General features: G+C 40.8%; 22 protein-coding genes and 1 tRNA gene. 15 read left to right on the plus strand and 8 right to left on the minus strand.

Going from position 1 to position 21,984, the window contains the following annotated elements:
• Positions 1-63: 63 nt before the first annotated feature.
• Positions 64-1,620, minus strand: a complete 1,557-nt coding sequence (gntK, locus tag ED605_RS10825) for a gluconokinase (protein ID WP_121978901.1) — start codon at positions 1,618-1,620, stop codon at positions 64-66.
• A gap of 314 nt (positions 1,621-1,934) precedes the next feature.
• On the opposite strand from gntK, the gene ED605_RS10830 reads away from it, so the two are divergent.
• Together ED605_RS10830 and ED605_RS10835 are read left to right on the plus strand one after the other, a co-directional pair.
• On the plus strand, positions 1,935-2,780 hold the full coding sequence (locus tag ED605_RS10830; protein ID WP_121978902.1) for a MurR/RpiR family transcriptional regulator: 846 nt from the start codon (positions 1,935-1,937) through the stop codon (positions 2,778-2,780).
• Between the two features lie 34 nt (positions 2,781-2,814).
• Positions 2,815-3,576: a GH25 family lysozyme gene (locus ED605_RS10835; protein ID WP_121978903.1), complete on the plus strand. Its 762-nt coding sequence runs from the start codon at positions 2,815-2,817 to the stop codon at positions 3,574-3,576.
• Positions 3,577-3,607: 31 nt separating this feature from the next.
• On the opposite strand, the gene ED605_RS10840 is transcribed toward ED605_RS10835, so the two are convergent.
• Positions 3,608-3,985, minus strand: coding sequence for a DUF4828 domain-containing protein (locus tag ED605_RS10840; RefSeq protein WP_121978904.1), 378 nt, complete (start codon positions 3,983-3,985; stop codon positions 3,608-3,610).
• A gap of 169 nt (positions 3,986-4,154) precedes the next feature.
• Here ED605_RS10840 and ED605_RS10845 point away from each other — a divergent pair, with 169 nt between their 5' ends.
• The 3 genes from ED605_RS10845 (at position 4,155) to ED605_RS10855 (ending at position 6,650) form a co-directional block, all read left to right on the plus strand.
• Positions 4,155-5,156, plus strand: coding sequence for a Gfo/Idh/MocA family protein (locus ED605_RS10845; RefSeq protein ID WP_121978905.1), 1,002 nt, complete (start codon positions 4,155-4,157; stop codon positions 5,154-5,156).
• Between the two features lie 18 nt (positions 5,157-5,174).
• On the plus strand, positions 5,175-6,464 hold the full coding sequence (locus ED605_RS10850; protein WP_121978906.1) for a DEAD/DEAH box helicase: 1,290 nt from the start codon (positions 5,175-5,177) through the stop codon (positions 6,462-6,464).
• Between the two features lie 113 nt (positions 6,465-6,577).
• Positions 6,578-6,650: transfer RNA gene (locus ED605_RS10855), tRNA-Arg, on the plus strand.
• A gap of 293 nt (positions 6,651-6,943) precedes the next feature.
• Here the strand turns inward: ED605_RS10855 and ED605_RS10860 are convergent.
• The 4 genes from ED605_RS10860 to ED605_RS10870 all read right to left on the minus strand — a co-directional run bounded on the left by ED605_RS10860 (position 6,944) and on the right by ED605_RS10870 (position 8,369).
• Positions 6,944-7,291 (minus strand): type II toxin-antitoxin system PemK/MazF family toxin, encoded by a 348-nt coding sequence (locus ED605_RS10860; protein ID WP_121978907.1) that lies wholly within the window; start codon positions 7,289-7,291, stop codon positions 6,944-6,946.
• Positions 7,291-7,512 (minus strand): type II toxin-antitoxin system PemI/MazE family antitoxin, encoded by a 222-nt coding sequence (mazE, locus tag ED605_RS10865; RefSeq protein WP_121978908.1) that lies wholly within the window; start codon positions 7,510-7,512, stop codon positions 7,291-7,293. The genes ED605_RS10860 and mazE overlap by 1 nt, the downstream gene beginning before the upstream one ends.
• 248 nt (positions 7,513-7,760) lie before the next feature.
• Positions 7,761-7,913 (minus strand): hypothetical protein, encoded by a 153-nt coding sequence (locus ED605_RS14645; RefSeq protein WP_162919795.1) that lies wholly within the window; start codon positions 7,911-7,913, stop codon positions 7,761-7,763.
• Positions 7,914-7,943: 30 nt separating this feature from the next.
• A complete protein-coding gene (locus tag ED605_RS10870; protein WP_121978909.1) occupies positions 7,944-8,369 on the minus strand; it encodes a GtrA family protein in 426 nt (141 codons plus the stop codon).
• 157 nt (positions 8,370-8,526) lie between these two features.
• On the opposite strand from ED605_RS10870, the gene ED605_RS10875 reads away from it, so the two are divergent.
• Positions 8,527-9,705, plus strand: coding sequence for an RNA-guided endonuclease TnpB family protein (locus ED605_RS10875; protein WP_306419371.1), 1,179 nt, complete (start codon positions 8,527-8,529; stop codon positions 9,703-9,705).
• Between the two features lie 142 nt (positions 9,706-9,847).
• On the opposite strand, the gene ED605_RS10880 is transcribed toward ED605_RS10875, so the two are convergent.
• A complete protein-coding gene (locus ED605_RS10880; protein WP_121978910.1) occupies positions 9,848-10,795 on the minus strand; it encodes a glycosyltransferase family 2 protein in 948 nt (315 codons plus the stop codon).
• Positions 10,796-11,223: 428 nt separating this feature from the next.
• On the opposite strand from ED605_RS10880, the gene wecB reads away from it, so the two are divergent.
• A complete protein-coding gene (gene wecB, locus ED605_RS10885) occupies positions 11,224-12,321 on the plus strand; it encodes a non-hydrolyzing UDP-N-acetylglucosamine 2-epimerase (protein ID WP_121978936.1) in 1,098 nt (365 codons plus the stop codon).
• A gap of 21 nt (positions 12,322-12,342) precedes the next feature.
• Complete coding sequence (locus tag ED605_RS10890; RefSeq protein WP_121978911.1) at positions 12,343-13,242, plus strand: YihY/virulence factor BrkB family protein; 900 nt, start codon at positions 12,343-12,345, stop codon at positions 13,240-13,242.
• Positions 13,243-13,312: 70 nt separating this feature from the next.
• Here the strand turns inward: ED605_RS10890 and ED605_RS10895 are convergent, their stop codons facing one another.
• Positions 13,313-13,768 (minus strand): flavodoxin, encoded by a 456-nt coding sequence (locus ED605_RS10895; RefSeq protein ID WP_162919797.1) that lies wholly within the window; start codon positions 13,766-13,768, stop codon positions 13,313-13,315.
• A gap of 144 nt (positions 13,769-13,912) precedes the next feature.
• Here ED605_RS10895 and recX point away from each other — a divergent pair, with 144 nt between their 5' ends.
• The 7 genes from recX (at position 13,913) to ED605_RS10930 (ending at position 21,970) form a co-directional block, all read left to right on the plus strand.
• The gene (recX, locus tag ED605_RS10900) at positions 13,913-14,716 is read left to right on the plus strand and encodes a recombination regulator RecX (protein WP_121978913.1); all 804 of its coding nucleotides are present in this window, start codon (positions 13,913-13,915) and stop codon (positions 14,714-14,716) included.
• A gap of 294 nt (positions 14,717-15,010) precedes the next feature.
• Positions 15,011-15,562 (plus strand): nucleoside tri-diphosphate phosphatase, encoded by a 552-nt coding sequence (gene ntdP, locus ED605_RS10905; RefSeq protein ID WP_121978914.1) that lies wholly within the window; start codon positions 15,011-15,013, stop codon positions 15,560-15,562.
• 123 nt (positions 15,563-15,685) lie between these two features.
• The gene (locus ED605_RS10910) at positions 15,686-16,795 is read left to right on the plus strand and encodes an AI-2E family transporter (RefSeq protein ID WP_370824990.1); all 1,110 of its coding nucleotides are present in this window, start codon (positions 15,686-15,688) and stop codon (positions 16,793-16,795) included.
• A 108-nt stretch (positions 16,796-16,903) separates the two neighbouring features.
• Entirely contained in the window at positions 16,904-17,314 is a 411-nt protein-coding gene (gene tagD / locus ED605_RS10915) for a glycerol-3-phosphate cytidylyltransferase (RefSeq protein ID WP_035179120.1), read from the plus strand.
• An 89-nt stretch (positions 17,315-17,403) separates the two neighbouring features.
• Positions 17,404-18,252: a hypothetical protein gene (locus tag ED605_RS10920; protein ID WP_121978915.1), complete on the plus strand. Its 849-nt coding sequence runs from the start codon at positions 17,404-17,406 to the stop codon at positions 18,250-18,252.
• Between the two features lie 13 nt (positions 18,253-18,265).
• Complete coding sequence (locus ED605_RS10925; protein WP_121978916.1) at positions 18,266-20,290, plus strand: CDP-glycerol glycerophosphotransferase family protein; 2,025 nt, start codon at positions 18,266-18,268, stop codon at positions 20,288-20,290.
• Positions 20,291-20,395: 105 nt separating this feature from the next.
• Entirely contained in the window at positions 20,396-21,970 is a 1,575-nt protein-coding gene (locus ED605_RS10930) for a peptide chain release factor 3 (RefSeq protein WP_121978917.1), read from the plus strand.
• Positions 21,971-21,984: the final 14 nt, after the last annotated feature.

Below are 21,984 nucleotides of genomic sequence, written 5' to 3' on the forward strand. Positions count from 1 at the left end.
ATCTCCCTTCAAATTTATCAGCTTTTGATTTCTTTTTGTAAAGCATCAGGTAGTAAAAGACGATCACTTACCTGAGAAATCATCTTCATGTTCATGACGTCGCTGGTAATCAGCAATATTCTTATATTCTGGTTCCAGTGACCGACTCAACCGAATGTAAATTGGAATGAGTTCACGGTAGGCAGGAAAGTTCTTTGGATCTGGATGATGCACAACGGTTGTTCCGACAAAATTTGAAACGTCGGTTAAGCTGTTAATCAAGCCCAAACTGTACATGCCCAAAGTTGCTGCACCTAAAGCGGTACTTTCAAAGCTCTCGGGAATTGCGACGTCCTGCTCAAAGATGTCAGTTAGCATCTGTCGCCAGAGTTCAGAACGGGCAAACCCACCATTTGCTTGAATACTGGTTGGTCTGCCGACCACTTCTTCAAGTGCCAACATTACCGTGTATAGATTGTAAACGATGCCTTCCAAAACAGCGCGAATCATGTGGGCACGCGTATGGGTTCGATTTAAGCCGAAGAAGGAACCACGAGCGTTGGCATCCCAAATTGGGGCGCGTTCGCCACCAAGAAATGGGAAGAACAACAGGCCGTCGGACCCGGCTGGTATTTTAGCCGCAATCTGAGTTAAAAGATCATACGGATCAATGTGCATCTGTTCTGCGGTTACCTTTTCAGGAGCGCAAAGTTGATCACGGACCCATCGGAAGACGACACCACCGTTATTGACTGGACCACCGACTACCCACATATTTTTGGCTAGATAGTAACAGAAAACACGTGCTTTAGGATCGGTATGTGGCTTATCAGTTACCACTCGAACAGCCCCCGAAGTGCCAATTGTGACGGCAACAACTCCCGGCTGAATCGCATTCACACCCAAATTGGCTAAAGGACCATCAGAAGCACCGATAATAAATGGCGTTTCGGCATCAATTCCCAACACCTTTGCATATTGATCGCGCATGCCTTTTAATTGATAGGTCGTGTCAACTAATTCGGGAAGTTGTTTTCGAGTAACCCCTGCTAATTTAAGGGCTTGATCGTCCCAGTCCATGTTATAAATATTGAACATGCCGGTAGCATTGGCAATCGAATAATCTTCTTTTAATGTGCCAAATAATTTATAAAGGATATATTCTTTAATGCCGACAAACCAACGAGCTTGTTTAAACAAATCCGGATGATCATGCCGAAGCCAAATTAACTTTGTTAGCGGGGTCATCGGGTGGATTGGCGTTCCGGTATGCTGATAAATCTCCATACCTTGAGGACTTGCTTTTAGTTCATCTGCATATTTGATAGCACGGTTATCACCCCAAGTAATCGCACGAGTAAGTGGTTGATGGTCTGAATCCAGCAAAATCAAGCTGTGCATGGCACATGAAAACGCAACTCCTTTCAGCTCTCCCGGTTTAAGCCGTGCCTTTCGAATCAATTCTGTAATGCCATCCTGCATTGCAGAAAAAATTTCTTCAGGGTCCTCCTCTGCCATGTCCGGTGTATCCTGATATAATGGGTAGCCGTTATTCGAATACCCGTGCACTTTGCCCTTGGTGTCATAGAGGACAGTTTTGACACTGGTTGTGCCAATATCAACACCCAATGTGTAATCCATCAATACAACTTCCTTTCCGTGTTTAAAGTTAGAAATATCGGTTTTCGAATCTGAAAATACACGCTAAAATAAAAACTAGTTGGTTTCATAAGTGCCAAGAAGTGGCGTTATCACAGTTCCGATATCGCTTTCAACTAAATTTACCATGCCTCTGGCGCTGCATCAAACATAAGCATCTTTCTTTTGTGTTGATGTAAGCGACTACAATATTATATGAAAAACAATTTCACAATGCAACTATTTTGTTGTAAAATATTTACAAGCAATTAAAAAACGGTACCTCAAGCAATTTTAAAAAGTGAAGGGTGATTAAAATGAGTTCGCCAGTTCAAATATTAAAACAGTCTTTTGATAATTTAAGTCGGACAAACAAAAAAATCGCAAAGTACGTGATTGACAATCCTCAAGCTGCTTCGGAAGCCAACATTGAGGATTTGGCTGCTGTGACGGAGACATCAACGGCGTCGGTTTCCCGTTTGGTAAAAACCTTGGGATATTCAAATTTTCGGGAATTTACGCTATCGTTAGCCTATACTCAGCTTAGGCCTCAAAACTTGCCAATTTTTAAAGACATTGATGCTAACGATACACTGTCAACCATTGCGGATAAAATCTTTACCAGTTCGCAGCGGGCACTTCAAGATACGCGGGAGGGCATTGAGGAATCGGAATTTGCCCGATCCGTTCTTCGAATTATTCATTGCCGCCGATTGGGCTTCTTTGGCCTTGGCGGGTCGTCCGTTGCCGCACTGGATGGTTATCATAAATTCTTACGAACCTCGATTGATTGCTTTTATTATCCAGACTTTGACGTACAACTGATGCAAGCTGTAAAATTGGGAGAGGATGATTGTGCGGTTGTCATTTCCCATTCCGGGAAAAATCGGCAAACAATTAAAATTGCTGAAACGTTGAAGCGCCGAAAAGTGCCGGTTATTGGTATTACCAGTTACCGGGATTCACCATTGGCCAGCCATAGTGACATTACGTTTATCTCATCAAGTGATGAATCCAACTATCGATCTGAAGGAATGTATTCATTGTTGGCTCAGATGACCATTATTGACACGCTATTTATGATGGCAACTGTTAGAATGGGACCGGCAACCGAGGATACGATTCACAACGTCCAAAATATAATTGAAAGTACCAGGGGATAACCTCGTGTTAATCCGCTAACTGAGATGATGATTTATGCGACGAAAAGATGTTCAACCAATTTATGCTGAAACTTACCGAAGACGGGTACGAACCCGAAAGGTGATTTTTGGCGTTTTTTTGTTGATAATTCTAGCAGTGTCGATTTTTGTGGCTTGGCAATGGCATACGCAACAAGAACTAAAAAAATATCCAATTCGGGGCGTTTCAATTGATCAAAGTAATGGGTACATCGATTTTGAAAGCTTAAAAAACGATGGGGTCAGGTTTGTGTATTTGAAAGCAACTCAGGGAGCAACTTATACGGATGACAGTTTTTTAAGCAATTTTCAGCGAAGCCAGGGATCACAATTACCGGTTGGGGTTTATCATTACTTTAGTTTTAGCAGTTCACCAACGGCCCAATTCAAAAACTTTGTTCGCCAAGTCGCCACAAATACCGGAAGCTTACCGATCTGTATTTCAATTCAGTATTATGGCAGTTATGATGAGAACTCACTACACTGGCAAACGGTTCGAAAAAACGTTCGTCAATTAATCGCTGATATGAGAAACTATTACAAACGGCCGGTAGTGATTTCTGCTAATCAGGAAATCATTCAGCATTTAAAAATTCAGGCAACCGGAAATCATCAATTTTGGGTGACAGATGCCCAACTTGGAAAGCCCAACGGTGATGCAACCTTTATTTTGGCTAATCCCAAGCAGCATTATAGTTTGGATCGCCAAGTGGTCTTTTTGCCAATGTCGGTTTTTAACGGTAATGCTCGACAATGGGCACGATATTTGGAGAGTTGAAGATAAAAATAAAAACAGCGATGACTGATTTTTAAGGTCGTTGCCGTTTATGTTGTGACACTTCCAGGGCTGGTGATAATTCATAGGTGGTATTATCGGATTCGTCATAGAGAAGGATTGGTCGAGCTTCATTAGCCCGCACCTCCAGGACGTAGCCATAGCGATCGACATAGGATACTTGATAGTCTTTAATACTTGAAACGGTAGCTGATGATTTTGCACCATCAACGGTCAGTTGAAGATCAGGGCCAATTTCGAGTTTATGTTGATGACCATGTTGATCTTTGAAATACCACGTGCCAACAAAAAACATTGGATCAGAATGATTAACTTGGTTCTTTTTCCTAGGGGTGTGAAAAAAACCAATTAAAAAAGAAATTATAAAAATAGCAATACTCCGTTTGTGCAATCATAACATCTCCTGCATTTATACTTGCACCACATTATATCATGAACAATGGACTGAAAAGGGAATTGGCCACTCCAAAATATCGGGATTTAATCAAGAATTAAATCATTCGTATGTTAATCGATCAAAAAAATTGTTACAATTTAACTTAGGAAAGGCGGTTTTCTAAATGATTAAATTAGCAACTATTGGTACAAACTGGATTACCCAACAATTTGTTGACGCTGTTAAAGAGACCGGGAAATATGACGTAGCAGCCGTGTATTCAAGGCATCTGGAAACTGCTAAGCAATTTGCAGCCAAGAATGATGTACCTCATACTTTTGATGATTTAACTCAATTATTTTCAAGTGACACCTTTGATACGGTTTATATTGCATCACCCAATAGCATTCATTTTGAACAAGCTAAAACGGCCATTGAACATGACAAAAACCTTATTGTTGAAAAGCCGGCGTTTATGAATCAGAAGCAAATGGCTGAAATTCAACGGTTATTAACGCAGCATCCAGATGTTTTATATTTTGAAGCTGCGCGCAACATTCATACGCCAAACTTTCATGCAATTGAAAAACAGCTCGGGAAATTAAAGACTGTTTCCGGAGCTGAATTCACTTATTCGAAATACTCATCGCGATACGACAAGGTTTTAGCTGGTGAAATTCCAAACGTCTTTTCACCTAAATTTGGCGGTGGGGCTTTACAGGACTTGGGCGTCTATACGGTTTATGATGCCGTCACCCTATTTGGGATGCCTGAGGAAGTTGCTTATTATCCACAATTAATTCGGACCGGTGTTGATGGAAAAGGGACAGCCGTTTTGAGTTATCCGGAATATACGATTGTATTGAACTTTTCAAAAATTTCCAATTCCCACATGACCTCCGAAATTTATGGATTAAAGGATTTTATCGAACTTGATGATGCTGGTGAAATTCAGCACGTTGACTATGTTGATTCACAAGGTAAGCGACAGACCTTGGGAAATGATGAGGGACGAAATCCAATGATTCCGGAAGCCCTTGATTTTGCCAGAGTGATTAATGATCCAAACGATAAACAGAATAAAAAGGATTACGTTTATTGGCAGCAACTAAGCGTCTATGTTAATAAGGTCTTGTTTAACTTACGTCAAGACGCTCATATTTATTTTGTAGGCGAGAAAGCTTGATAGAACGGAGAACCGCTAGTGATTAGTGAATTTAAAGAATATGCTAAAAAGTTGGGCTACCAACAATGGACAGCTATTCAAAAAGCTGTTTATACTCCCTTAATATCTGGTGAAAACGTGGTTGGTATTGCGCCAACGGGATCTGGGAAAACCGTGGCGTTTACTTTACCATTGCTTGAGCGCTTAAGGGGAAGTCAGGGACTCGGATTAATTGTCATCGAACCTTCTGCTGAGTTAGCGATGCAGACCCAAAAAACATTGCTTGAATGGGGAAAACTAATTGGCCTAACAGTCCAAGGAGTCGTTGGTGGGGCCAACCTTGGCCGCCAAATTGATCGGTTAAAGGACCACCCTAACGTTTTGGTTGGAACTACTGGCCGGTTAATGAACCTGCTTGAGTTGGATAAATTAAAGTTGGAGACCGTTCAAGCAATCGTGATTGATGAAGCGGACAATTTATTAAGTGAAGAGACACTGGATCCTATTCGAACTTTGGTTGACCGGGCACCGGATGAAGTTCAGTTGGGGTTCTTTTCAGCGACTCAAAATGACAGCTTGAGACACGTTAATCGTTGGTTTAATCAAAAAATGACGACCATTGATGTGACTTCAATTGACGATACCCGGGGAAAGGTTCGTCATGGTCAACTTGAGGTCTCAAATCGAAAAAAAGAGCAGATGCTATTGCGATTTCTTCATTTAGACGATTTTAAAGCACTGGTTTTTTTTAATCAGGTCAGTACCTTGCAAAAGGTGTCGGGCTTCTTGATTCATCGACACGTGCGTGAGACAGCAAAACTAACAAGTGAGCAAAATCAGACCAGCCGACAAAATGCGTTAAGGGATTTTCGTAAGGGAAAGGTTAGACTACTCTTAACGACGGATGTTGCTGCTCGAGGAATCGACATTCCCAAACTTCCGGCGGTGATTAATTTCGATCTCCCGCGGGATGAGAAAACTTACACACACCGAGTTGGTCGAACCGGTCGGATGCATCAAGCTGGGTTAGTGATCAATATGGGGGATGATCATGATTTAAGGCGTATAAAACAGTTGGTTCGGGATCAGTTTGACCTTTCACCAATTTATTTTAATGGTAATCAGCTCTCGGATACTAAACCGGTCCAAACTGATCATCCTGATGAAACAAGTTATATACAGGAATCTTCGGATAGAAAGCCTGTTGAAGCCCATAAACAACCGCGTCAACCACATCAAGAACCGCTCGCACATTCTAATAAGCATCATAAAAAGCGCAAGCACCTGAAGCGTAAGGGGATGCGCCATAAACGAAAGGCCAAAGGATAACCATTTAATTTTTTTGACTGCCCGTGTCTAAGTCTGCTTGAGGAATGGCTGCCCACCTAATTTTTGCTTTACATGTCGATAGATAAATGAGAAAATTGACATGTACTGTTTTCGGCCTCATAGCACAACTGGATAGGGCACCCGCCTCCTAAGCGGTTGATCCCGGTTCGAGTCCGGGTGAGGTCATATTTAATAACTTTTTATACTCTTTAATCCCTTTGAATCCTTGATTTAAGGGGATTTGTTGTTTTATGGAAGGGAATTAAAAAGATAGTTGATGGAAATAAATTGATTAACAAATTTGTAGAGTAACGACAAAGCCCTTCATCTTGGTAGCAATTGAGGTGAAGGGCTTTTTTAAATATGATATAGGCTGTATTTGACTTGATTGATCATTATTAATTGTTTTTCAGAATATAGGTAGGATGTATCAATGAAAAAACCTTACTCGAAATTAATTCGGGCAAGGTCGTTTATTTTTAAAATTCAAAGCCAAAATTATAATAAATAATTTGAGCAATGCGGTAAAAATCTTCATCGCGCATTTTTTCAACAAACGATATTTCTCGATGGGCATTTTCCGATGCATCAAGCGAATATACTTGTGCAGCGACAACTTGACCATGAATTTCATAATTATTTAGCGTCATATATCCTGGTAAATTACGAGTGGTTGAAGTGATTGGTGATACAATTACAAAGCCAGTGGTCTTATTGTATTCGTTGCTGCTAAGAATAATTACCGGACGGCGTTTTTTTATTTCACGTCCGCGTTGTGGGTTAAAGTCAATCCAAACCATATCTTTTTGTTTAGGTGAGTAGGTCATTATTCAAACTCACTAAAATCAATATCGCCCCATTCTTCGGGCATTCGGGTGTTAGAAGACTTGGACTTGGCATAGGGATTGCTAATTCGTGGTATCAAAGTAAAGGATTTACCGTCTGAAGAAGGGATTAGCAGCCATTTTTGCCCTTTCTTAAATGGGCCATTTTTTGGAAGGCTAAGTGCCAGTGAATTACCTCTAGAAACAGTTTTAACTTCAATCATAAGATAACCTCCTCATCTTTTAACTAAGTTTAACATGTAATACAAAAAACAAGTTATTTAGTTTGGCTTTGTTATTAAACTTTTTATAGAATCTTATGTATTTGCCCACCTAGCATTTTGGATACAATTTGGTGAACTTATGTTTTAAGAACCCCTTAGCAATTAATAAGTAAAATAAACCAAGCGTGTCTACGTAAACTGCTTTTACCCACTTAGGGTCAGTTCACTCAGACACGCTTGGTTTATTATTACATTAAGTATTTTGCGCAAGCTACGACAATGGCGATTAAAATAACAGCCATGCCTAAAAGCTTGAATCCATCAGCTGTTGTGTACAGACCGTCTGGGAATTCAGCCTTACGTTTACGCAACGTTTGTCGATCCAGATTTGGTTTTTGCATGCCAATTTTCCTTTCAGTAATTAAGCAAAATTATGATTTTGATTTCTGGTCTCGAAAGACCGCCCACTTTGACCAGAAGTAGTTAAGGATAACCACGATGACGTTATCAATTATTTTAACAATCAGTTGATTACCACTCAACAGGGTAATGCCGACGAACAGAATTCCCTGTTCGAGAATCAAAACTAAGACCCGTCCGCCGAAAAAGGAAACCATCTCATTTAAATACGCGATAATGCCGGTTGTGTTGGAGTGAAAAACGTAAGCGCGATTTGAAAGATAGGCAACCAACACGCTGACAAACCAGGCAATCGTGTTATTAATCATATAGTTCCAATTGGTCAAAAGATGGAAGCCTGCAAAAACGCCGAGGTTAACAACGGTGGTAATGACGCCCCAAAAAAGGTAAGCAATGATTTCACGATAGTTATCATAAAGTGTTGTTATTTTTTTCATTTAAAGTTGAGGCAAAGAAACCCGTTACTTTAGTGACGGGAGGAATTGCCTTGTCCCTCACTTTCTGATATAATTTTAGAGCACGTTTGTTCGTAAACTAGTTAACAAGGTGGTGAGTAACATCGAAATAACCCAGACCATTAAGGTCCAGTTCAAAGTGAGTCATTCAGCTGACGCGACGGCCCTCAGCGAGACCATGGAACAGTACCGGCAGGCCTGTCAAAAAGTTTCACAATACGTCTTTGACCACGCGTTTGAATTAAGGCTGATTAAATTGCATCAAGCTCTGTATTATTTCCTGCGTGGAGAATTTGACTTGCGTTCCCAGATGGCGCAATCCGTCTTTCGCACGGTCAAGGCGCGCTATGACGCGATTCAAACCCAGCTAAAGGAACGACCCTACCGGTACCGGGATGACCAGGGGAAGTGGCAGCAGACGCCCAAAGACTTAACCTGGTTATGGCAGCCCGTACAATTTCGTCGCCCACAGCTCGACTTGGTCCGTGGCCGAGACTGGTCTTTAAAGAAAGACGGCCGCTTATCATTAAATACGCTTCGAGGCCGGATCGTGGTGACTCCCGTACCAACGAAACATTGGGACAGCTACTTTGATGGCTCTTGGAAACTGGGGACCGCGAAAGTGGTTAAGAGCGGTCACAAGTGGTATTTACATATCAGTGTCACGAAAGTCGTCCCCGACTATGATAAAGCGCAAACGACCCATGTCGTCGGGATTGATCGCGGCTTACGTTTCTTAACCACCGTCTATGACGAGACCGGCCAAACTAGTTTCTTGGATGGGCAGGCGATTCTTCGCACTCGGCGAAAGTTTAAGCACCTCCGCAGTGAATTACAAAGTAAGGGCACCAAGGCGGCCAAACGGAAGTTACGCCAATTACGGCAACGAGAGAACCGTTGGATGACCGATCTCAATCATCGGCTCAGTCAGGCACTCGTTCACCACTTCGGCCCGCAGACCTTGTTTGTCATGGAGGACCTCACGCATGTCCGCTTCGCCACCGAAAAAGTCGCCAAAGATCGGCGCTATGAAACCGTTAGTTGGGCGTTCTATCAGTTAGAAGAATTTTTAACTTACAAAGCTAATGCCATGGGCAGTCAGGTGCTTAAGGTTGCGGCTAACTATACCAGCCAACGCTGTCCTAAATGTACCGTGATCGTTAAGGAACAACGCCATCATGAAGTTCACGAGTATCAGTGTCAGTGTGGCTACCGCTCTAATGATGATCGCGTCGGAGCCATGAATATTCAGCAGTTGGGGAATCAATGGCTAGCTGGGCAAAAACATCCGAAGTACCACCTTAGAAGCGCCGGGTAAATCCTGGCGGCTACCAGCCGGGTGTCCGTCAACCACCCGCATGTCACCACTTTAGTAGGAGCTGAAAAGCGTTTGGACTACTGCCATAGTTGGGCGTGAGTGACAAATCGGTTACTTTAGTGACCGGTAGTTGATGAGTCGTTTATTTTCTTTCTGCAATGATAAATTTTGGTCTGTGCTTTGTTTCAAGATAAATTTTCCCTATATACTTTCCGACAATCCCTAAGCAAAATAGTTGAACACCGCTCAAAAACAAAATAATTGAAACTAACGAAGCCCAGCCGTTTACAGAGCCACCAAAAAATAGTGCTCGGACAACAACAAATATTAATCCAATGATGGATAAGAAGCAAATGAGGCCACCCACTAAAGTAGCCATTTTCAGAGGCACATCCGAGAAATCAACGATGGCCTCCAACGAGTATTCGAAGAGTTGAAAAATTGACCAAGAACTTGTCCCAGCCGCTCTTGGAACACCTTCGTACTTTAGGTACTTAGTGTTGAAACCAACCCAAGAGAACATCCCTTTACTGAACCGGTTATATTCCGGCAGCTCCAACAGGGCGTCAACGTATTTTCGCGTCATTAACCGATAATCACGGACATTTTGTTTTAATTGAACCCGTGACATTTTATTGATAATTTTATAGAAGCTGGCTGAAAGAAAGCCCCGAATTGGATTTTGCTTTCGAGATGTCTGAACGCAACCGACGACTTCGTAATCTTGTTTGGGATCCTCAAGAATGTCAATCATTTGAAGAAGTAATTCTGGTGGGTCCTGTAGGTCAACGTCCATCACGGCAATATAATCCCCTTTAGCATTGCTTAAACCAGCTGCCAAAGCAGATTCCTTGCCGAAGTTTCTTGAAAATGATAGGTAATGAACGGTATCTGGATGCTGGTCGTGAAGTCTTCTCATGATATCCAAAGTTTTATCCGCTGACCCGTCATTGACAAACAGGTAATCTGGTTGGTAATCGCCACTACGCGTTTCGTTTAATTGTTTAAAGACTTTTTCTGTGGTGTTAAAGAAAAGTTCAACAGTCGGTTCCTCGTTGTAGCAAGGAACGATTAGACTAATTGTCTTCAAAATAGATCCTCCAATATTTCAATATCCAATCATATACTTTATTTTTTTTGAGCAGTCTTCACCGGTATCTTGCGCCGGTGTGAAAAACAATTCTCTTGCAAGCTGAGCTTGAAGTTATGCCTCAAACAGCTCACCTCCCAATGTCCTTAGTGATATGTACATTATTAAATTATAACATACGAATAAATAAATACTTTTCAATAGGGAATTAGCTTTTAAGATAGTTGAAAGATTTAAACACGAAAATTAACCCCATCGAGAAAAATTGTACACTAAGCTAAAAAATTAGCAACACCCCACAGAGAAGATTAACATTCTTTTTATTGATAACCAAAAACTTTTAGAGATGAGGGGATTTGTTTCAGGCATTTTTGGTATAATGAAAGCACTTGTCAAAGGAGAGTTAAAAAGTGAAACCTATCAAAGTGATGACGATTTTTGGAACTCGACCCGAAGCTATTAAAATGGCCCCGGTTATTTTAATGATGAACCAGCATTTGGACCGTTTTACACCGATCACGGTTGTGTCGGCCCAACATCGTGAAATGCTTGATCAGGTGCTGGATGTTTTTCGGATTCAACCTGACTATGATTTGAATATAATGAAAAAAGGACAAACTTTAAGCGATATTACAACCCGCGTATTAACGGCTTTAGATGCTGTTATTGAAAAAGTTGGGCCAGACATTATATTAGTCCATGGTGATACAACAACGACTTTTGCGGCCAGTGTGAGTACCTTCTACCACCAGGTTGCAATTGGACACGTTGAAGCGGGGTTACGGACGTGGAATAAGTGGTCACCCTATCCTGAAGAAATGAATCGGCAATTAACGGATGTTTTGGCAGACTTATATTTTGCACCGACGGCTTTAAGTCGAGATAATCTACTTAAAGAAAATCATCCGCAAGAATCAATTTTTGTGACGGGCAATACTGCCATTGATGCGCTTAAACAGACGGTTTCTAAGGATTATCAACATACGGTTTTTGATGAATTAAACCCCCATTCGAAAATGATTCTTTTAACCATGCACCGTCGTGAAAATCAAGGGGCCCCAATGAAACGGACTTTTCAGACAATTGTTGACGTCCTTAAAAATCATCCAGATGTTGAAGTTGTCTATCCGGTTCATTTAAGCCCAGCTGTCCAAAAAGTTGCCCATGAGGTTTTTGACGGCCAGCCTCAGGTGCATTTGATTGATCCGTTAGATGTTCTTGACTTTCACAATATGGCTGCACGCAGTTACTTCATTATGACAGATTCAGGTGGTGTTCAAGAAGAAGCACCATCACTGGGAAAACCGGTTTTGGTGTTACGTGATACCACTGAACGACCTGAAGGTATAAAAGCTGGTACGCTACGTTTGGTTGGGACAGATCCTTCAATGATCAAAACGGGGATGACTCAGTTGTTGGATAACTCAACTATCTATCAAAAAATGGCAACGGCCAAGAACCCATACGGTGATGGTCATGCTTCCGATCGGATTCTGAAAGCAATTTTTGAGCGATTTTCAAAATAAATCGGCTAAGCGAGGCGAGCAGTGATTAAATCAATTTTTTTAAAAGCAAAACAGTTTATCCAAACGGTGATTGGTCATTATTCGCAGGGGGATGTTTCTGATTCTGCGGCTGTCCTGGCTTTCTATTCATTATTGGCAATTTTTCCGATCCTATTTATTGCTGGTAGCATTCTGAACCTTTTTAACATTCACACTGGGGATATCATGGCTTACGTCCGACCAATTTTTCCGGACCGAATCTATACAACACTTGAACCAATGATTGATTCAACGCTGAAAAGTGGTGGCGCCAGTCAGCTATCCATTGGGTTGGTTGTGACAATTTGGTCTGCCAGCCGGGCAATTGCTGCGTTTCAACGGAGTATCAACAAGGCATATGGCGTTGCGGAAAATCAAACAGCCATTTCTAATCGGATTTTGTCCTTTCTATGGATGTTGTTATTAATTGTAGTGGTCGTCGCCATTATGGTTGCTTTTACCTTAAGCCAGTTTGTGTTTAACTGGCTGTCGCCGATTATTCGGGTGCCGGCTTCTGTTATTGAGTTTATTTCAACCGTTAAATGGCCGACAACCATCGTGCTTGTTTGGTTGCTGCTTAGCGTATTGTTTTACATTGTGCCAAATGCCAAGGTTAAATTCAGATACGTTTGGGTTGGGGCTTTATTTACCACCATTGGGTTGATTGTTTTAGGCCAGGCGTTTTCAATTTATGTCTCGTTTTTTGCTCATCGAATTGATACGTATAAAACGATTGGCACGTTTATTGTCCTGATGTTTTGGTTGGACTTTTCGGCCTTGATCATGTTGTTAGGCGGTGTTATTAACGCGACGATTCAAGAGTTACGGCTAGGAAAAATTCAAGAACAGGATACCATCGATTCGGTTTTAAAAAGGGCTCGAAAACGACATAAGCGTAGTTAAGCTAGTGAAAGAATAACAAAAAGGCCAGCGCAAAAATTGACTGGCTGGTCTTTTATATCTTGTTAACGGGTTAGTTTAAACTTTTGGCTTTTTCAATCAGTTGATCCGTAAAGGCATCTAACTTTTTTATATCGTCTTCATCCGGTTCCAAGTTGATTTTGACACTCTCAGATCCTTTAGTAGCGCCGGTCTTCTCAAAGGTTTCCTCAAATTTATCAACCGAAACGTTATAATATTCCTCGTAAAAAGTATCTCCGGATCCGGCCACGCCGAACACTTTTCCAGTCAACTTTTCATCGGCCAAATCTTCATAAAAATCAAGGCCTTCTTCTGGCAGGGCGCCTTCATCGTATGTATAAGGGCAAACCACGCAAATATCAACATTTTCAAAGACGGATGGGTCGGTTTGCGAAATTTCGGTTTCGGTAACTTTAACACCGGCATCTTCCAACCGTTCGGTTACAATGTCCGCGATATCTTCATTGTTACCGGTGATGGTTGCATATACGACATGAGCAGTTATCATATTAGTCATTCCTCTATTTTATTTTGATTTCAGTATAGCAAATTCACCGACTAAAGTGAATTCGAAGTGAAAACGAGCCTACTATCAGCCAGTTTGGCTATCACGCTCATAGTGAATTGGAAGAGACAGGAAAGAAGTGAACTTATGGCACAAATAATTACTAAAATTGAAGCTCAAAAGCGTAAGGGCCGGTTTAACGTTTATGTGGACGGTCAGTATGCTTTTCCTGTAAGTGAAGATGTTTTTGTAAAATACCGCTTATTCAAGGGAATGGAACTAAATCAAGCTTTAATTGAAACTTTAAAAGATGCCGACCGACTATCAAAATTACACGCGAAAGCACTGAATTACTTGGCCCATCAATTACGGACCGAATTTGAAGTCAGAAGCAAACTACAGGAGTTTACTGAAGATGAAGGGGCCATTGATCAAGTTATTTCGCAATTAAAAGCGCAACAACTGCTCAATGATCAAAAATATGCCGGTAGTTATGTTCGAACCGTGGTGCGCCAAAAAAAGAATGGGCCAAATTGGATTCGGCAAAAACTACTTGCTAAAAAGGTCCCCAAAAATCTGATCGAGGCGGCACTTACAGATTTCTTCCCTGAAGAACAAGTCATTCAAAATGGGCGGTTGGTTGCCCAGAAGCAACTTCGACATTATCGAAACGATTCCCAAAAAATGATGATCAATAAGACAAAACAGCTGCTAATTAGAAGAGGATTTGATTCAGAGATGGTGACTGAAATTATGGCTCAAATTAAGGTTGGTAACCCAACACAGCATGATGAAGCGATTATTCAAGAAGTGGCGACAAAGTATTGGCGAAAATATAGACGCTTAGAAAGCTATCAACAGATTCAAAAAACCAAACAGGCGCTTTTTCGAAAGGGCTTTTTGATGGATGACATCGAGTCAGCTTTGGCTAAGCTTAAAGAAATAAACTGAGTTGGGAAGCCGACTCACCCATCGACTCAGCGCCTTACATTCCGCGGCCTAACCGCTTGAATCCGCTCACTTACTTAGGACAACTCCTTCAAGCAGGCCTCTACATGTAGGAGATTAATTTTAGAAATCCAAGAACGGGCTTTCCAAAATTAACGTCCTACATTCCGCGGCCTAACCGCTTGAATCCGTTCACTTTTTTTAATCCATTCGGCAAACCGTCCTCACTTTGATATAATAATCATTGGATTGGATACAGTCGCAATTGACAGCTTATTCAGAAAGTGGGTACCACAAATGCCACGTGGACAAAAAAAGCCAAAGGAGGGTGACTTCATTGCGATTCAAAGCTACAAGCATGATGGCAGCTTGCATCGGATTTGGCGAGATACGATGGTGTTAAAAAATAACGAAAACTCACTTATTGGATGTAATAATCACACATTGGTTACTGAAGATGACGGTCGTCATTGGGTAACCAGGGAACCTGCTTTAGTTTATTTCCATAAGCATTATTGGTTTAACGTTGTCGCGATGATTAGAGATGACGGCATTGCTTATTACTGTAATCTGGCCTCTCCCTATGTTTTGGACAAAGAGGCCTTAAAATACATTGATTACGATTTAGACGTTAAAGTATTTCCGGATGGTCGGCGAAAGCTTTTGGATGTTGATGAGTACCTGGCCTTTAGCAAAAAGTGGGATTACGGGCCTGAAATTGACCGTATTTTGAAGAAGAATGTCCGGATTATTGTGGATTGGATTGACAACCAAAAGGGGCCTTTTTCAAAAGAATTTATTGCAATCTGGTATGAGCGTTATCTTACTTTGTCTCGCCAACGTAAATGAGAGTCACTGGTTATAATGGTCGTTTGGTAAATGAAAGATTTACTTGGCGACTATTTTTTCGTCGGAAGAATTCATGATACAATTGAAATAATTATTTGACTATTAATAAGGGGGACGTTGCCATTGTTTGAAAGATTAAAAAGTTCTTCGCTCATGTTTTGGTCCCTGGAAATTTTGCTGGTTGTGGGTATTATTTGGGGATGCACACAAATTGGGTTTATCTTTTCACCAATCGCTATCTTTTTTTCAACAATTTTCATTCCGGTTTTATTGGCCGGCATCCTGTATTATATGTTGAATCCAATTGTGAATGCGTTGACGAAGATCCCGATAGGTCGAAAGAAAGTTTCGCGGACATGGGCGGTTGTCATTGTTTTCCTACTGTTATTGGGACTGATTGTTTTACTGGCGACGGTGTTTATTCCCAAAGTATTGAATCAATTAGTTAACTTGGCGAATAATGTTCCAGGAGCCGTTAATGATGGGCAAAAATTGCTTGAAAAAGCGATTAAAGAAATGAATTCTCAGCAACTACTTAAAAAAATTGATTTTACTCAACTGACTAAAAAATTTACTACTAATTTGACGGATTATGCGAATAGTTTTTTTAATGGGTTAACCAGTGGGATTGGCGGAGTTATTTCGGCCGCCGCCAATGCCATTATCATTGCGGTAACGGTGCCGGTGGTACTTTTCTATATGTTAAAAGATGGCTATCGATTGGCGCCAAACATAAAATCTTGGTTACCGGAACAACATCGCGAACAAAGCATGGAATTACTTTCGGCGATGAACAAGACCATTGCCAAATATATTTCCGGTCAAATGATTGAATGCTTATTTGTTGGTACTTTTACGGCAATCGGCTATTTAATGATTGGGTTACCATATGCGTTACTATTGGGCGTGGTTGCTGGCATTTGCAATATCATTCCCTATCTTGGCCCGTATATCGGCATTGCACCGGCATTAATGGTTTCTTTCTCTCACGGTGGTTGGCTGAGTCTGGTTTACAATATCATTATTGTGATTATCGTTCAGCAAATTGATGGAAATCTGGTTTATCCAAATGTCATTGGGAAGTCTCTTCAAATTCACCCATTGACAATTATTATTATCTTATTGGCTGCAGGAAATATTGCTGGCTTGATGGGGATGATTTTGGCGGTGCCGCTATACGCCATTGTCAAGGTGATCGTTGTTCACTTATACAACATCTACCAGCTGGACTAACTTTAATTATTTCTAATAATTATTAATTCATATTGACGTTGAAGCTGATTATGCTACTATTTAAGTTGTGTTTATTTTAATTTCTAGTAACAGATTGTAGGAGATTTTATGAAAAAAGTAATTACTTACGGGACGTTTGATCTATTACACAAGGGTCACGTTAGGCTATTGAAGCGGGCTAAGGCTCTTGGTGATCATTTGACCGTGTGCTTATCTTCTGATGAATTTAATGCAGAAAAGGGAAAGAAAGCTTACACGTCCTATGAAGATCGGAAATACATTTTAGAAGCAATTAAGTATGTTGATGAAGTGATCCCTGAAACTAATTGGGATCAAAAAATTCATGATGTTCAAGAGCGAAACATTGATGTGTTTGTCATGGGCGATGACTGGAAAGGCAAGTTTGATTTTTTAAAAGACTATTGCGAAGTCGTTTATTTGCCAAGAACAGAGGGTATTTCAACTACCAAAATTAAGGAAGACTTAGGACTGACAGATTCAAAGGATTGGCAAGCTTAAGTCGTTCGGACTACGAGAGAGGCTGTTCGCAAAACAGGGTGTTTTGCACCAGCCCCCTTTTATTATCAATTATTTTTAGGAGGCAACTAATGAAACGGGCAATTTTCTTGGTGACCACAATCCAAGGTATTCGAAAACCAACTTTTTTAAAACAATTGCTGGCACTGATTAATGATCACTACGAAGTCGCAATCTTATTTGCAATGACTAACTTTGATGAAGTTTGGCAGGCTAGACGTGAGTTTGGGACCATTCAGGAAAGAGAACACCTTCAAAGTGTTCGGATGATCACACTCGGAGACGTTTACACAGAACATCCGGGTGTCCCATTAAAAACTAATGATTATCTTAAGGTTGATTTGACGAAGCTAACACCTCATGAATCTTCGTTAAATCATGCTAAGATCAGTCGTTATGTGGATCATGAAGGAAATATTGTCGCTGAAACACTTTTTGGGGACGATCAAGTTCGGTTACATACGATTTTATTTGATCAGCAGAGTCGAGTGATCCAAATTAACAATTATGATCATGAGAATCGACTTTATGGAATTGAAAAGTGTCGTGACGACGTCGTTGACGAGAGCTTGTTATTAAATACCAAATCAGAACTGATTTTTCGCTTTACCAATTACGTAACAGATCAAAAAGTTCATTATGGGGTGGCAGCCACGTCATTAATTCCAGTTCCAACCAGTTTGTCCGTGATTTCCGGGAATAAAAAGGAAGATCCGCTTACGCACTATGAAGCAAAAGGGCAGTCGGTGATTACCAAAGTGACCTCATACAGTGATTATCATCGATACGATGATATTAATTCTTTTTATCACCAGGTATTATTGAACATGAACACGGACGACGCCAGAATCTATTTAGATATTAATAATATAATTGATGCATCTAAATATTTACCAGGAAAACAAATCTTTAATTATTAAGGGGAAATCAAAATTGCGAGCGATCTTATCAGGAGTTCATCAGAGAAAAGGACTCCAAGTGCTAGAGTTTGAGTTATTGGACGTTGCCAGTTCTCTTGAGCATGCTTATATGCTGTTTGTTGAAAAAAATAGCTTGGCATCCTTGATGAAACCGATTACTAAAGTTTTGAATCATAACATCGTCCGAGTCAAAATTGATGCCCAGGAATTTCACTTTGAATCCGCTGATCAAACGGAATTTGAGTGGCAAATTTTTTTGGTTGACAACGCGGCTAATTTTAAAAACGTTGTCCAGGTTGAAAGTGAGTATTTGAGTGATCGTCATCAATTGGAATTAACTAGTTATTATCAATTTAACAGTGATGCTTCCGGAATGGCGTTGTTTAATATTCGAACGCATCAATCAGATCAGGACTTCATGATTAATTCGATTAACCTGACAGATACTGATTTGGAGATTACCGGTTATAATAAGATCAACGGGACTCCCATTAAGAATCAGCGGATCATTTTGCAGAATCACTCTAATCAGGGGAAACTGGATTATCCAGTTTCACAAACGATGTTTAAGGGAATGTTTAAAGTGGGCATCCCGTTAACGGATATCCCCCAAGATTCAGCTGGTGAATTATTTATTAAATATGAGCTTGATGGTCGTGAAATTACTCAACGGTTGATTATTTCCAAATCGTTAAGTGGTCAATCCGTTGAAGCGGATTTACCTGGTAATCGAGTGATTACGATTGAAAAGCGCTTTGATAATGGCATCGTAGTGAAAGAATTCCAGGGCGCTTCGCTGATTGAAAAAGTCGCTGCAGCTGGCGGCAAGGCACATGGATTACTTGACGTTTGTCGAATGGTGCAGGATAAGCTAAACTTGGCTCGAATGCGGTTCTTATTTAAGGCAGGACACTCCCCCTATGAAAATACGACTATTATCTTTGAAAGTTTTGGCGGACGCCAGGTGAGTGATAGCCCATATGCTATCTATCGACTTTTTCAAACGTTATATCCAGGTATTCGAATGGTCTGGTCGATTGACCGTTCTCAAAAAGCATTTTGTAAAGAGAATCAAATTCCCTATGTCATTCGGCGGACATCAAAGTGGGTCAGACTGTTAGAGAAATCTCAATTTTGGATTAGCAATGCGCGCTTCCCATCTTGGGTCAAGAAGCCAAATTATGTGACGTACATTCAGACTTGGCACGGGACACCGCTTAAAAAATTGGGATTGGATATCGAAAATGTTTCGATGCCAGGTACGACAACTGCCAAGTATCACAGAAATTTTGTGAGAGAGGCTAATCGCTGGGATGCATTAGTATCACCCAATGATTACTCAACTCAGATTTTTCGATCGGCATTTGGCTTTAATAACCAGATTTTAAAGATCGGGTATCCAAGAAACGATGAGTTGATTAATACGCAGCCAGATGAGATTACTGAAATAAAAAATAAATTAGGTATTCCACTGGATAAAAAAGTTGTTATGTATGCGCCAACCTACCGGGATAATCAATTTGCAGAAAAGGGTAAGTATACTTTTGAATTGCCGTTTAGTCTTGACGATTTTCGAAAGTCGTTTGGTAATGAGACAGTGTTGATTTTGCGAATGCATTATCTGATTTCCAATGCTTTGGATATTACAGATTATTCGGATTTCGTTTATGATTTTTCAAATTATCCAAATATCAGTGATCTTTATCTGGTGTCTAATTTATTGATTACGGACTATTCATCGGTCTTTTTCGACTACGCTTACTTAAAACGGCCAATTCTTTTCTACCCATACGATTATCATTTGTACAAAGAAGAGTTAAGGGGCTTTTATTTAAATTATGAGCGTGACTTACCTGGGAAAATTGCGCATAACTCGCGAGAATTACTGGCAGAAATTCATCACGCGCTTAACCATCCCGATATGAGTGCCAATCAGCGATTTATGGCTTTCTATAATCGCTTCTGTGCCATTAATGATGGACTAAGTTCGCTGAAAGTTGTGAATTACGTCATGCATCAAATTGAAAGTGGTGTTTAACGATACAACGAGTTAATTGAGCTGCCGGTCATGTGATTGGTGGCTTTTTATGATCTGAATATGTTAAACTTAATAAGTTATTTTTGCGTTTGAAAGGAAGTTAACATGAGCAATCAAAAATTACAGACAAGGGACAGCACACGGCGAACGTTTGCGATTATTTCCCACCCTGATGCCGGGAAAACAACGATTACCGAACAGCTGTTACTGTTTGGTGGGGTGGTTAGGCAGGCCGGGACGGTTAAAGCTCGCAAAACTGGTAACTTTGCCAAGTCTGATTGGATGGAAATTGAACAAAAACGTGGCATTTCCGTTACCAGTTCTGTCATGCAGTTTGACTATGGCGGTAAACGAATCAACATTTTGGATACCCCGGGACACGCGGACTTTTCCGAAGATACTTACCGAACGTTAATGGCGGTTGACTCAGCGGTCATGGTCATTGATTCTGCCAAGGGAATTGAGCCGCAAACTAAAAAACTGTTTCAGATTTGTAAGATGCGGGGAATTCCGATCTTTACTTTCATGAATAAACTGGACCGCGATGGCCGAGATCCCATGGATTTAATTGATGAATTGGAAACCGTGTTGGGTGTTCAAGCTTACCCGATGAACTGGCCGATTGGGATGGGCAAAACGTTGGAAGGTATTTTTGACCGTTACAATCATCGTGTTGAATTGTATACTCACGCCCAGGAAAGTCGCATGGTTGGGTTGGATAAGGATAATAATCCAATTGGTGATAAACAGTTAGCTGAAGATGATCAATTCAAAGAAGTTAAAGACAGCATTGAGCTACTTGATATGGCAGGAAATCAATTTGATGAATCAAAAATTGCAACGGGTGATTTAACGCCGGTATTTTTTGGTTCTGCGTTGGTCAATTTTGGTGTTAAAACCTTTTTTGAAGCTTATTTGAAGTATGCGCCGGCTCCCAGTGCTCACAAAACTCAAGCGGGAACAACTGTTGAACCGGATGCCAATCAATTTTCCGGTTTTGTCTTTAAAATCCAGGCCAATATGAACCCAAATCACCGAGATCGAATTGCGTTTGTCCGGATTTGCTCAGGAGAATTTGAGAAGGGAATGGATGTCACCCTTTATCGAACTGGCAAAAAAATGCGACTGGCCAACGTGACCGAATTTATGGCCAATACTCGTGAAAACGTTAATACAGCTGTTGCCGGTGACATTATTGGGCTTTATGATACAGGTAATTTTCAGATTGGGGATACTGTCTATACAGGTAAGACGCCAATTGCTTTTGAAAAACTGCCCCAGTTTACGCCGGAATTGTTTGTTCGAGTCTCAGCTAAGAACGTCATGAAGCAGAAGTCCTTTCACAAGGGAATCGATCAATTAGTTCAAGAAGGGGCCATTCAGTTATATAAGTCCTATACAACAAATGATTATATTCTTGGGGCGGTAGGTCAATTACAATTTGAAGTTTTCCAGTTCAGAATGAAGAATGAATATAATTCTGACGTTAATATGGAACCACTGGGGCACAAAATTGCCCGCTGGATTGATCCGGATCAGCTTGATGAAAAAATGTCATCTTCGCGAAACTTATTGGTTAAGGATCGAGCAGGTCAGCCATTGTTCCTATTTGAAAATGAATTTGCCATGCGTTGGTTTAAAGATAAGTATCCAAATGTGACGTTGACAGCTAAATTATAATGACAATTTTTGAA

It is taken from the genome of Lentilactobacillus raoultii (genome assembly GCF_900411375.1).
Classification (GTDB): domain Bacteria; phylum Bacillota; class Bacilli; order Lactobacillales; family Lactobacillaceae; genus Lentilactobacillus; species Lentilactobacillus raoultii.